The organism is Streptomyces sp. NPDC050658, assembly GCF_044457025.1.
In the GTDB taxonomy this organism is placed as follows: domain Bacteria; phylum Actinomycetota; class Actinomycetes; order Streptomycetales; family Streptomycetaceae; genus Streptomyces.
Genome location: NZ_JBITGM010000002.1, coordinates 735,123 through 747,283, shown reverse-complemented (window position 1 = coordinate 747,283; position 12,161 = coordinate 735,123). Strand labels below are relative to the sequence as shown.

The 12,161-nt window shown below is 72.7% G+C and carries 11 protein-coding genes; 3 read left to right on the top strand and 8 right to left on the bottom strand.

Annotation, left to right across the window (positions count from 1 at the left end; genetic code table 11):
* Position 1 precedes the first annotated feature (1 nt).
* From ACIBKX_RS10180 to ACIBKX_RS10160, 5 genes are read right to left on the bottom strand one after another with little or no spacing between them, the layout of a single operon-like run.
* The gene (locus tag ACIBKX_RS10180) at positions 2-634 is read right to left on the bottom strand and encodes an isochorismatase family protein (RefSeq protein WP_363271412.1); all 633 of its coding nucleotides are present in this window, start codon (positions 632-634) and stop codon (positions 2-4) included.
* A gap of 60 nt (positions 635-694) precedes the next feature.
* Complete coding sequence (locus tag ACIBKX_RS10175; protein WP_363271411.1) at positions 695-2,326, bottom strand: (2,3-dihydroxybenzoyl)adenylate synthase; 1,632 nt, start codon at positions 2,324-2,326, stop codon at positions 695-697.
* Complete coding sequence (gene dhbC, locus ACIBKX_RS10170) at positions 2,323-3,543, bottom strand: isochorismate synthase DhbC (protein ID WP_363271410.1); 1,221 nt, start codon at positions 3,541-3,543, stop codon at positions 2,323-2,325. The genes ACIBKX_RS10175 and dhbC overlap by 4 nt, the downstream gene beginning before the upstream one ends.
* A gap of 39 nt (positions 3,544-3,582) precedes the next feature.
* Positions 3,583-4,368, bottom strand: coding sequence for a 2,3-dihydro-2,3-dihydroxybenzoate dehydrogenase (locus tag ACIBKX_RS10165; RefSeq protein WP_363271409.1), 786 nt, complete (start codon positions 4,366-4,368; stop codon positions 3,583-3,585).
* Complete coding sequence (locus ACIBKX_RS10160; protein ID WP_399375721.1) at positions 4,365-5,348, bottom strand: ABC transporter substrate-binding protein; 984 nt, start codon at positions 5,346-5,348, stop codon at positions 4,365-4,367. Before ACIBKX_RS10160 ends, ACIBKX_RS10165 begins: the two co-directional genes overlap by 4 nt.
* Positions 5,349-5,505: 157 nt before the next feature.
* On the opposite strand from ACIBKX_RS10160, the gene ACIBKX_RS10155 reads away from it, so the two are divergent.
* From ACIBKX_RS10155 to ACIBKX_RS10145, 3 genes are read left to right on the top strand one after another with little or no spacing between them, the layout of a single operon-like run.
* A complete protein-coding gene (locus ACIBKX_RS10155; RefSeq protein WP_363271407.1) occupies positions 5,506-6,594 on the top strand; it encodes an iron ABC transporter permease in 1,089 nt (362 codons plus the stop codon).
* Positions 6,591-7,730: an iron ABC transporter permease gene (locus ACIBKX_RS10150; protein ID WP_363271406.1), complete on the top strand. Its 1,140-nt coding sequence runs from the start codon at positions 6,591-6,593 to the stop codon at positions 7,728-7,730. The genes ACIBKX_RS10155 and ACIBKX_RS10150 overlap by 4 nt, the downstream gene beginning before the upstream one ends.
* Before the next feature lie 5 nt (positions 7,731-7,735).
* Positions 7,736-8,527, top strand: a complete 792-nt coding sequence (locus tag ACIBKX_RS10145) for an ABC transporter ATP-binding protein (RefSeq protein ID WP_363271405.1) — start codon at positions 7,736-7,738, stop codon at positions 8,525-8,527.
* On the opposite strand, the gene ACIBKX_RS10140 is transcribed toward ACIBKX_RS10145, so the two are convergent.
* The 3 genes from ACIBKX_RS10140 to ACIBKX_RS10130 form a co-directional block, all read right to left on the bottom strand.
* Positions 8,511-9,647 (bottom strand): amidohydrolase, encoded by a 1,137-nt coding sequence (locus ACIBKX_RS10140; RefSeq protein WP_399375720.1) that lies wholly within the window; start codon positions 9,645-9,647, stop codon positions 8,511-8,513. The genes ACIBKX_RS10145 and ACIBKX_RS10140 overlap by 17 nt on opposite strands.
* A gap of 84 nt (positions 9,648-9,731) precedes the next feature.
* The gene (locus tag ACIBKX_RS10135; RefSeq protein ID WP_363271404.1) at positions 9,732-11,162 is read right to left on the bottom strand and encodes a VWA domain-containing protein; all 1,431 of its coding nucleotides are present in this window, start codon (positions 11,160-11,162) and stop codon (positions 9,732-9,734) included.
* Positions 11,159-12,019, bottom strand: coding sequence for a MoxR family ATPase (locus ACIBKX_RS10130; protein ID WP_363271403.1), 861 nt, complete (start codon positions 12,017-12,019; stop codon positions 11,159-11,161). Before ACIBKX_RS10130 ends, ACIBKX_RS10135 begins: the two co-directional genes overlap by 4 nt.
* Positions 12,020-12,161: the final 142 nt, after the last annotated feature.

Sequence of the window (12,161 nt, the reverse complement as noted above, 5' to 3'; positions counted from 1 at the left end):
ATCAGATCCCCTTCAGAACCGCGTCGGTGGTGGTGACGACCGCGCACCGTCCTGCCGCGTAGCGCAGCGCCATGTCGTGGTCCTCGCGCGAGAAGTCCGCGACGGCGTCCGCGACGACGAACGCCTGGACGTCCCGCATCCACGCGTCGCACGCCGTCATCAGGACGCCGATGTGCGCGTACACGCCGACGACGACGATCTGGTCCCGGCCCGCGGCGCGCATCCGCTCCTCGAGGTCGGTGCGGACGTACGCGCTGTACTTCCACTTGGTGATCACCGTGTCGCCGGGCTCCGGCGCGACCGGGCCCGCGATCGCCTTCGCGTGCTCGTCGTCCGGCAGTCCGGGACCCCAGAAGTCCTGCTGGAGTCCCCGCTCCTCGGGCGACTGGCCGCCCGGCTGCGCGGAGTACAGGACGGGCATGCCGGCCGCGCGGGCCGCCTTGGCCAGCGTCCCGACGTTCGCCAGGAGTTCGGTGGTCGGCGAGGTGTCCGGGGTGTACGCGGTCAGGAAGTGGTTCTGCAGGTCGTGCACGAGCAGCACCGCCCGCCGCGGGTCGACGGTCCACGCGACACGGTTGTCGGGCAGCTCGTCGGGTGCGGGCATCGGGTACGGCGTGACGGCGGGGAGCGCCATGGTCGGTGGCCTTTCGGGAAACTCAGGAAAGCTGGTGGATCGGGGTGCGCCGGGCAGCGGTCAGCTGTCCGGGGCGGCGGCGGTGGTCCGCTGGTCCTTCTTGCTGACCTTGCCGATGCCGGTCTGCGGGAAGGCGGTCACGAACTCGACCCGGTCGGGGACCTTGAACGCGGCGAGCCCCCGCTCGCGCACGAACTTCTTGATCGTGACGGGCTTCAGCGGCTCCGCGCCCTCGCGCGGGATCACATAGGCGAGGGTCCGCTCGCCGAGATACTCGTCGGGGACGGCGACGACCGACACGTCGTGGACGTAGGGGTGCGAGAGGATGACGTTCTCGACCTCTTCCGGCGCGATCTTCTCGCCGCCCCGGTTGATCTGGTCCTTGGCCCGCCCCTCGACCACCAGATGGCCGGTGGGCGTACGGCTGACGATGTCGCCCGTGCGGTAGAAGCCGTCCGCGGTGAACGAGCGGGCGTTGTGGTCGGGCGCCCGCCAGTAGCCGCGGATGGTGTACGGGCCGCGGGTCAGCAGATGGCCGGACTCGCCCTCGGGCACCTCCTCGTCGGCGTCGTCCACGATGCGGATCTCGTCGTCGGGGGAGATCGGCCGCCCCTGGGTGGTGACGATCGTCTCGGCGGGGTCGTCCAGGCGTGTGTAGTTGACCAGGCCCTCGGCCATCCCGAAGACCTGCTGGAGCGTGCAGCCGAGTGCGGGCGCGACCCGGCGGGCCGCCGCCTCGCTGAACTTGGCGCCGCCCACGAGCAGCACGTCGAGGCTGGAGATGTCGTACGGAGTGGTGCGTCCCGCGTCGGTCCACACCAGGGCGAGCGGCGGAACGAGGCCGGTGATCGTGACCTTCTCCCGCTCGATGATCGGGAACGCGGTGTCCGGGTCGGGCTGCGGGCACATCACGACACGGCCGCCCGCGTACAGCAGACCCAGCGAACCCGGCGACGACAGCGGGAAGTTGTGCGCCGCGGGCAGCGCGACGAGGTACACGGAGTCCTCGGTCACGCCACAGATCTCGTTGGAGCCCCACAGCGAGTACATGTAGTCGTCGTGGGTGCGGGGGATCAGCTTCGGTACGCCGGTGCTGCCCCCGGACAGCTGGAGGAACGCGAGGTCGGACGGCTCGGGGCCGAACAGCTCGATCGGCTCGCGGGGCACGTCGGCCAGCGCGGTGTGTTCACCGGGATCGCCGACCACGAACACCTCACGCAGCGTGGGCACTTCGGCCCGTACCTTCGTCGCGAGGTCGCGGTGGTCGAAGCCGCCGAGCCGGTCCGGGATGACGTAGGCGACGGCCTCGGTGAACTCGCAGAAGTAGTGGATCTCCGTCTCGCGGTGCGCGGGCAGCGCGAAGACCGGCAGCGCGCCGATCCGGAAGAGCGCGAAGACCACCTCGAAGAACTCGGCGACGTTCGGCAGCTGGACGACCACCCGGTCGCCCTTGGTGATGCCGCGCGCGGCGAACCCGGCGGCCAACTGGTCGGCACGCACGTCGAGTTCGCCGTAAGTCCAGTTCCGCTCCCCGTCGGTGATCGCGACCCGCGCCGGGTGCGCGTCGGCGCGCTCGCGGAGCATGCCGCCGAAGGTCTCGCCGCGCCAGTACCCGGCCGTGCGGTAGCGCTCGGCGAACTCGTCCGGGATGCGCGGCGCGTCCGTGCCGCCGCCGTGCTGTGCCGTCGTCATCGGTCGACCCCCACCGCGTCCAGGAACGTACGGAACTTGGCGCCCGTCTCGGCGCGTTCGGCCTCCGGGGAGGAGTCGGCGACGACACCGGCGCCCGCGAACAGCCGCAGCCGTCCGCTGCCGTTCTCGGTCTCCTCGGCCTCAGCGCAGCGGATGGTGACGACCCACTCGCCGTCGCCCCGCGCGTCGCTCCACCCCACCATGCCGGTGTAGTGACCGCGTTCGAAGGGCTCCAACTCGCCGATCACGCCGCGGGCGTGGCCGGTCGGGGTGCCGCAGACGGCGGGCGTCGGGTGCAGCGCGCAGGCCAGCTCCAGGGCGGAGGTGGCCGGGTCGGCGAGCTCGCCCGTGACGGTCGTCGACAGGTGCCACATCGTCGCCGTGCGGACCAGCGTGGGCCGCTCGGGCACCTCGAGGTCGGTGCAGAACGGGGCAAGGGCCTTGTACACGGCGTCCACGACGACCGCGTGCTCGTGCAGGTCCTTCGCCGACTCGAGCAGCGCGGCGGCGCGCCGCACGTCCTCGGCGAGGTCCGCGGAGCGCGGCGTCGAACCGGCGAGCGGGTTGGCGGTGAGCCGGTCGCCGTGCCGCGCGAGCAGCAGCTCGGGGCTGGCGCCGAGCAGCGTGCGGCCGGGGCCGGTGGGCACGGCGAAGGAGTAGCCGTGCGGGTCGCGGCGGGCCAGGCGCTGGAGCATCGCGGGCAGGTCGAGCTCCCCGTCGGTGTCGAGCTCCAGGGTGCGGGCGAGCACGACCTTGTCGAACTCGCCGCTCTGCATGCGCTTCACGGCGGCCTCGACCGACGCGGCGTACGCGTCGCCCGAGGGAACCTCGCGGACCTGCCAGCCGCCGGCCGTGGCCGGTGCGGGGGTGGGCAGGGCGACCAGCGGGTCGGTGCGCAGCGCGGGAGCCCAGCGGACCGCCTCGGGGACGCTGAGCACGGCGGGCGCGCTGGGGTCGAAGGGGATCGAGCCCACCACGACCGGCGCCGGGTTGCCCGCGCGCCGCTGGGCCTCCAGCGTGGCGGCGACGCGCTCCGGGAGCGGCCGCTCGTCGTGCGGGACCTCGGCGGTGGTGCCGTGGGCGAGCAGGGTGCGGGTGGGCGACGCGAAGAACCGGGTGTCGCCCGGCTGGTAGGCGTCGAGCAGCGCGGTGGCCGCGCCGACGGCCCCGTGGGTCTGGGGGGCGGCGAGTGCTACCGCGTCATGGGCGGGTGTCACGGGTGACTCCTCGTCAAGTAGGGGAGGGCGGCGCGGCGTTCAGGCGCGCAGGGTGGCGCCGCCGTCCACGTACAGGTCGTGCAGGGTGATGTGCCGGGCCCGGTCGGAGACCAGGAAGGCGACGGCGTCGGCGATGTCGGCGGGATCGGCGATCCGGCCGAGCGGAATGCCGACGCGGTACGAGGCGGAGTCGCCGTCGATGACGCGCGCGGCGGCGGCCGCGTGGTCGTCCGTCCAGAGCTGGCGCTGCATGTCGGTGTCGGTGGAGCCGGGCGACACGACGTTGCAGCGCACGCCGTCGCGGGCGACCTCAAGGCCGAGACATTTGGTGAACATGGTCGCGGCGGCCTTCGACGCGGCGTACGCGGCCATCTGGGTACGGGGCACCCCGGCCGCGTTGGAGCCGACGGTCACGATGGAGCCCTTGCCCCGCGCGGTCATCCGGCGGGCCGCGGCGCGCGCGGTATGGAAGACGCCGTTGGTGTTGACCGCGAAGGTCTCCGCCCAGTCGGTGTCGGTGAGCTCGACCACCGGGGCGGGCCGCAGCACGCCCGCCACATTGACGAGGATGTCCAACGGCCCCACGGTGCGCTCGACTTCGTCGACGGCCGCGTCCACGGCGGCCGCGTCGGTCACGTCGAGGACAAGACCGGTGATGCCGGAGCCCGTCTCCTGCCGCTTGACGTCGGGGGACCGGTCGGCGGCCACGACCCGCGCGCCGCGCTCGGCGAGCGCGCGGGCCACGGCCCGGCCGATGCCCCGGCCCGCGCCGGTGACCAGCGCGACCCGGCCGGCCAGCTCCGACTCGGCTATGCCGGAGGTCACTTGGCCATCGCCTTCTCGATGTCACCGAGCACCGAAACGGCGGCCTGCGCACCGCCGAGGCTGGTCCACTTCGAGCCGTCGATCTCCGTGGTGTGGCCCTTCTTGACCGCGTCGAGCTGCTTGTACGCGGCCTTGCCCTTCAGCTCCTTGAAGAGGTCGGCGTCCGGGCCCTTGGCGGCGAGCGTGCCGATGAACAGCCAGTCGGCGTCGATCTGCTTCAGGTCCTCGTCGCTGAGCGGCGTCGAGTGGCCCTGGCCCTTGTCGTTCTGGATGCCGGGCCGCTTGAAGTCCAGGTCCTTGAGGACGTCGGAGATGAAGACGCCCTGCTGCATCACGGCGGTGCCCTTGGCGGAGTAGCGCGCGACGGAGACGGAGGCGCCCGCGTTGTCGCCGAGGTCCTTCTTCAGGGCGGCGGCCTTGGTGTCGTAGTCCTTGAGGAAGGCGGTGGCCTCGTTCGACTTGCCGAGCACCTTGCCGGTCAGCTCCAGGGACTTCTTCCAGTCCTTGGTCTTGTCGATGGTGACGACGGTCGGGGCTATCGCCTTCAGCTGCTTGAGCACCTGCTGGTCGGCGAGCTGGCCGGCGAGGATGACGTCCGGCTTGGCCTGAAGCACCTTCTCGATGTCGGGGCCGGTGACCGCGCCGACGACCGGGATGCCCTTCGCCTGGTCGGCCAGGTACTCGGGGGCGCCCTTCTGGCCGCGGCCCGCGGAGAGGCCGACCGGCTTGACCTTCAGGGCGAGCGACGAGTCCAGGTCCATCTCGGACAGCGCGACGACCTTCTCCGGGTTGGCCGGAACCTTCACCTCCGCACCGGTGGCGTCGGTGACGGTGACGTCCTTCGCGGCGTTCTTGGCGTTCTTCTCGGAGCCGGAGTCGTCGGACGAGTCCGAACCGCAGGCGGAGAGCGTGAGCGCGGAGGCCAGGGCGAGGGCTGCTGCCGCGGTCAGCCGGGTGCGCGGGGAGTGGTTCGAGGACATGTCCGTGATCTCCATGATTCAGTCGTCCGGGGGTCAGTCCGGACATAAGGGTCATCTCTGGCCGCGTCGGGGCATGACGAACTGGCCCTGAAAGGACAGGGAGTTCGTGGCCACCCCGACTCGGGGCTCCAGGTCAAGGTTAGGTTAGGCTAACTTCATGTTGGTTGCGCAAGAGGGGCGGGTCCCAACGTCCGGATCCAGACCTCCGACACCGGACCTGGCCAAGATCCATCGCCCCACGCTGTGGGCGGCCGCCGCCCTGCTCGTGCTGCTCGTGCTGCTCGGCCTGCTGTCCCTCCTGGTCGGATCGGGGTCGACGCCGATGGGCCGCGCCTGGGACTTCCTCATGGGAGATCCGTCGGCGCGGGCCGACGCCCAGATCCGGCTCGCCGTCATGGACGTACGCCTGCCGCGGACCCTCGCAGGCCTGCTCGTCGGGGTCGCGCTCGGCGCGGCGGGCTGCCTCCTCCAGGCCGTCACCCGCAATCCGCTCGCCGAGACGGGACTCCTCGGGGTCAACTCCGGTGCGGCCCTGGGCGTGGTGATCGGTCTCACCTACTTCGACGTGACCTCGGCGTACGGCGTCCTCGTCTGGGCCCTTGTCGGCGGGATGGCCGCGAGCGCGGTCGTGCTGCTGCTCGCCGCGTCGGGGCGCGCGGCCGGGTCGCCGCTGCGGCTCGTCCTCGCCGGATCGGCGCTCGGCGCGACCTTCCACGGCATGACGTCGTACATCCTGCTCGGCACCCAGTCGACCTTCGACACCTACCGCTACTGGACCATCGGTTCTCTGGCCGGAATCAAGACGTCCGAGACCTATCCTCTGATCCCGATGATCGCGGTCGGTCTCGTCATCGCCTTCTGCTGTGTACGACCGCTGTCCGCGCTCGCCCTCGGCGACGACAGCGCACGCTCCCTCGGCCACCACCCCGGCCGCATCCGGCTCATCGTGGCGGTCGCGGTCACCCTGCTCGCCGGAGCCGCGGTCGCCCTCGCCGGACCCATCGCCTTCCTCGGGCTGCTCGCCCCGTACGCCGCACGGGCCGTCACCGGACCGCGCATCGCCGGTCAGTTGGTGCTCTCCGCGCTCGTCGCGGCCAACGTGATGATCGTCGCCGACCTGCTCGCCCGCGTCGTGATCCGCCCCTGGGAGACCCCGGTGAGCGTCCTTCTCGCCTTCATCGGCGGCCCGTTGCTGATCTGGATCGCCCGCTCGCAGCGGATGTCCACGGCGGGGGTGTCCTCATGAGCGCCCAAGAGACACCGCGGACCGAGAAGGCCGAGAAGGCCGGGCAGACCGGGCAGACCGGGCAGGCCGGGCAGACCGCCGGGGCGGACATCACCCCGCCCGACTCCACCCCGGTCCGCGTCGGGACCTTCTCCTGGCTCTTCCCCTACCGCAGCGCGCTCGCGGCCGTCGGCCTCACCCTGGTCATCGCCGTGGTCGTCTCCCTCGCCACCTTCGCGAGCTCGACCGGCATGAGCTTCTCCGACAGCCTCGAAGGGCTCCTCGGAACCGGCGACTCCGCCACCGTCATGCTCGTCCAGGACTTCCGCCTCCCGCGCATCGCGGTCGGCCTCATGGTCGGCGCGGCGCTCGGCATCGCCGGATGCCTCACCCAGACCCTCGCGGGCAACCGCCTCGCCACACCGGACATCATCGGCGTCAACGAAGGCGCCACCGCGGCCGTCGTCGCCTCCGTCGTCGGCTCGTCCACCGGGATGATCGGCGACTGGTGGCTCGGCCCGCTCGGCGCCGCCGCCGCGGCCATGGTCGTCGTCGCCTGCGCGGGCGGCGCGGGCAGCGGCGGCTACCGCATCCTCGTCGTGGGCATCGGCGTCTCCACCGTCATCGGCGCCGTCACCGACCTCGTCATGTCCCGCGAGAACGACAACACCGCGGGCGGCGTCTTCCTCTGGACGGTCGGCTCGCTCAACGGCAGGGACTGGAGCGTCGGTACGCCGCTGTCGCTCGCCCTGCTGGTCCTGGTCCCGCTGGCCCTGGTCGCCGGAAGCCGCCTCCAACTCCTGCGTTTCGACGACGACATGGCGGCCACGCTCGGCGTCAACGTCCGCCGGGTGCGCGCGGCGACCCTCGCGCTCGCCGTCGCGCTGTCCGGCGTCGCCGTCGGCATCGGCGGCCCGATCGCGTTCGTCGCGCTCGCCGCACCCGTCGTCGCGTCCCGGCTCAGCGGCCCCACCCGCGTACCCGTCATCGGCTCGGCCCTGGTCGGCGCGGCCCTCGTCGGGGGCGCCGACGCCCTCGGCCGGGTCATCGCCCCGGTTGAGATCCCGGTCGGCGTCGTCACCAGCGTGCTCGGCGGACCCTTCCTCCTGTGGGTCCTCTTCGGCAAGAACTCCCAGCAGCAGAGCGGAAAGGCCTGACCCCCGTGCAACTGACCGTCGAGGCGCTCACCTCCGGCTATCCAGGGCACACCGCCGTGGACGGCGTCGACCTGGCCATACCCAGCGGACAGGTCGCCGCGATCGTCGGGCCCAACGGCTGCGGCAAGTCGACCCTGCTGCGCTCCGTCGCCCGCCTCCACAAGCCGGCTTCGGGCACCGTACGCGCCGGGGACGAGGACGTCTGGCAGCTCACCCAGCGCCGCGCGGCCCACCGCATCGCCCTGCTTGCCCAGTCCCCGCAGGCCCCCGAGGCGGTCACCGTCGCCGGACTCGTCCGCTACGGCCGCCATCCGCACCAGGGCCTGTTCCGCCAGTGGTCGCGCGAGGACGAGACGGCCGTACGCGAGGCGCTCGAGGCCACCGGCACCACGGAACTCGCCGGGCGTCGCCTCGACCATCTCTCCGGCGGCCAGCGGCAGCGCTGCTGGCTCGCGATGGTCCTGGCCCAGCAGACCCCGATCGTGCTGCTCGACGAGCCGACCAGCGCCCTCGACCTCGGCCACGCGGTCGAAGTCCTCTCCCTGGTACGGGAGGTGGCCGCCGCGGGCCGCACCGTCGTCATGGTCCTGCACGACCTGGCGAGCGCCGCCCGGTACGCCGACACGGTCATCGCGATGAACGCGGGCAAGGTCGTCGCGCACGGCCCGGCCCGCGAGGTCGTGACGGCGCCGCTGGTCAAGGAGCTCTACGGCATCGACGCCGACATCCTGGAGGCACCGGGCGACGGCTCCCCGGTGGTCGTACCGGCAGCCACGAAGGTCACGCCGACCGGCTGACCGCGAAGTCCGCCGCCGTCCAGGCGAGCCCCACCGCCCCGTCGAGCATGGCCAGTTCGGCGGCCGGGGTGGCCGCCGCGGCCGCGAACTCCGGCTGATGCGGGCCGCAGTCGCCGCCGCTGATGTCGAGCACCGGGTGGATGGACGGCACCACGTGCGAGACGTTGCCCATGTCCGTGGACGCGAAGGGCCCGCGCCGCTGCGGCTCGGGCCGCCCGAGGACACGGGCGTTCGCCTCCCACAGCGCGACAAGACCGGCATCCGACCGGAAGTCGAGATAGTCGGGCGCGGGCTGCTCCAGGTCCAGCGCGCACCCGGCGGCGAGCGCCCCCGCCCGGAAGCAGTCGGCGACCCGCTCGCGCAGCTCCCGCAACTCCTCGACGGACGGAGTCCGCAGGGCGTAGGCGGCGCTCGCCCGCTCGGGAATGGCGTTGAGCGCCGTCCCCGCCTCGGTGGTGATGCCGTGCACCTTCCACTCGCCCGGCAGCTGCTGCCGCAGCAGTCCGAGCGCCACCTGGGCCACGGTCAGCGCGTCCGCCGCGTTCCGCCCGTCCTGCGGGTTGAGCGTGGCGTGCGCGGACTTCCCGGTGTACGTCGCGGAGAGCGCCCCCATCGCGTACGAGTGGAAGTCGGCGACCTCGAACGGGCACGGGTGGATCATCATCGCCGCGTCGACCCCGGCGAACGCGCCGGCATCGATGAGCAGCGCCTTTCCGGCCCCGCTCTCCTCCGCCGGGGTGCCCAGCACCCTTACGGTGAGCCCCAGTTCATCGGCGAACGGCGCCAGCCCGAGTGCGGCGCCCACCCCGGCCGCCGCGATCAGATTGTGCCCGCAGGCGTGCCCCATGCCGGGCAGCGCGTCGTACTCGCAGGCCAGCGCGACGGTCACGGGACCGGAGCCGACGGTCGCCTCGAAGGCGGTGTCGAGCCCGTACGCGGGAGCGGTCACCGCGAAGCCGTGGTCGCGCAGCACATCCGCGCACCACCCGGCCGCCCGCCGCTCCTCGAAGGCGATCTCCGGATGCCCGTGGATCCGCCGGCTGAGTCCGACGAGCTCGTCACGGACCTCCTCGATCCGTGCCCGGATGGCGGCCTTGGCCTCGTCCGTGCTGCCCGTCACCCGGTCCTCCTCGCGGTTCCTGTCGACGACGCGGTTCCTGCCGACGTCCCGTCCGGTCAGCTTACGGTGCCGTGCAAAGGCCGCTCAGACCGGCAGGAGGCGGCCGATCAGCGCGCTGAGCTGCTGTGCGTTGCGGCACTCGTGCATGTCGACGAGTTCCGCGTACGTCAGTGCCACCGAGTCGCCGGTCTGCCACAGGGCGCGGCGCTCGGGGTTGAGCCAGTGCACCTGACGGGCGCGTGCGGCGATGTCCTTCAGGGCGCGCACATGGGGGTCGCTCATGTTCGTCCGGGCGTCACCGAGGACGAAGACCGTGCTGCGCGAGCTCAGGACGTCGGCGTACCGCTCGGCGAACTCGCCCAGGGACGTGCCGTAGTCGCTGCCGCCGTGATAGCGCGTCACGGCGGCGGCGGAGATGATGCGGGTGCTCAGGCCCTCGGGGTCGGCCGTGCCGCGCGCGATCAGGTCCGTGACCTCGTCGACCCGGTTGACGAAGGCGAACACGCGGACCTTGCTGAACTGGTCGTGCAGTGCCTGCACCAGCAGCATCGTGAATCCCGCGAAGCCGGCCACGGAGCCCGACACATCGCACAGGAGCACCAGTTCGGGGCGGGCCGGGCGACGGCGCCGCAGCATCGGGCGCATCGGGATGCCGCCCGTGGACAGCGAGCCGCGCAGCGTGCGGCGCAGATCGATCCGGCCGCGGGCGGCCCTGCGCCTGCGGGCGGCGAGGCGCGTCGCCAGCTTGCGGGCCAGCGGCTGCACGGTCCTGCGGAGTTCGTCGAGCTGGGAGCGGCCCGCGATCAGGAAGTCGACCCGGTCGGCGGTCGGCAGGATCGCCCGCCGCGCGATGGTGTCCGCGCCCCGCCGCTCGGCGACCCGGCGGCGGGCCTCGGCGCCCACGCGGCGGCGGAAGTCCTCGATGCGACGGCGGGCCTCGTCCGCTTCGAGCCGGTCGGTGAAGCCGGCCCCGCCGGAACCCGCGCCGGGGGAGCCCTCCCGGATGGCGGCGAGCATCCGGGCGAGCAGGGTCTCGGGGCGGAGCCGGGAGAGCGTCTGGTGCGCGGACCAGCCGTCGGACCCGCCGGAACCGCCGACCCCGCCGGACCCTTCGCCGCCCGCCCGCGTGCCGTATCCGCCCAAGCCGTCAACGGCCTCGGCCGCCAGCTGGGCGAGCAGCGCCCGGTCGTCGGCGACGAGGGCGGCGGTGAGCCGGTCGCGCAGGTCGTCCCGGTCGAATTCCCGCTCGGGGCCGCCCGGTGCCTGCGGGCCGCCGACGCCGCGCGGAAAGTACAGGTCGAAGACCGGATCGAAGACCGGGCGCTGCCCCTCGCCGTGCAGCAGCGCGGCGGCGAGGCCCTCGCGGATCCGCTCCCGGTCGGTCATGCCGAGCGCTTCCAGCGCCTGCCCGGCGTCCACCGTCTCGCCCGTGCCGATCCGGATGCCGTGCGAGCGCAGCGCCTGGACGAGGGACGTCAGGCGTTCGGGGACGCCGGCCGGGGACGGCGCGTTCACACGGCGTCCAGGTCCAGCTTGGCCGCCGCCTTCAGTACGTCGTCCTGGTGCTTGAGGACGACGCCGAGACTGTCGCGTACGACGTCCTCGTCGAGGGAGTCGGCGCCGAGGGCCAGCAGTGTGCGCGCCCAGTCGATGGTCTCCGCCACCGAGGGCTGCTTGCGCAGGTCCATCGCGCGCAGCGCCCCGACCACGCGGACGACGGACTTCGCGAGCGCCTCGTCGAGCCCCGGCACCTTCAGCCGGACGATGCGGCGCTCCAACTCCTCCTCGGGGAAGCCGATGTGCAGGAAGAGACAGCGGCGGCGCAGCGCCTCCGACAGCTCGCGGCTCGCGTTCGAGGTGAGGACGGTGAAGGGGCGGCGCGTCGCGGTGATCGTGCCCAGCTCGGGCACGGTCACCTGGAAGTCGCTGAGCACTTCGAGGAGCAGCCCCTCGACCTCGACGTCCGCCTTGTCCGTCTCGTCGATCAGCAGGACCTTCGGGTCGTCGCCGCGGATGGCGGTGAGCAGCGGGCGCGGGAGCAGGAACTCCTCGCTGAAGATGTCGGTGCGCGTCTCGTCCCACGTCTCGTCGCGGCCCGCGGTGATGCGCAGGAGCTGCTTGGCGTGGTTCCACTCGTACAGGGCGCGGGACTCGTCCACGCCCTCGTAGCACTGGAGCCGTACCAGCGTCGCCCCGGCGACCTCGGCGACCGCCTTGGCCAGCTCGGTCTTGCCGACGCCCGCCGGGCCCTCGACGAGCAGCGGCTTGCCCAGGCGGTCGGCGAGGAAGACGGTCGTGGCGACGGCGGTCGACGCCAGATACCCCGTCTCGGCGAGCCGCTCGGCGACATCGTCCACGGATGTGAAGAGCAACGGGGCCTCCGGATGGGCACGGAACGAAGGGGCGACCGCGCAATGACGCGATGACTCCTGCCACTTGATCAGCAGCCCGGCGCGCGGCACAACGGCCCGGCCGTGTTTGCGTCGTACGTCACGTGCGCTCGGCACCGCTCCG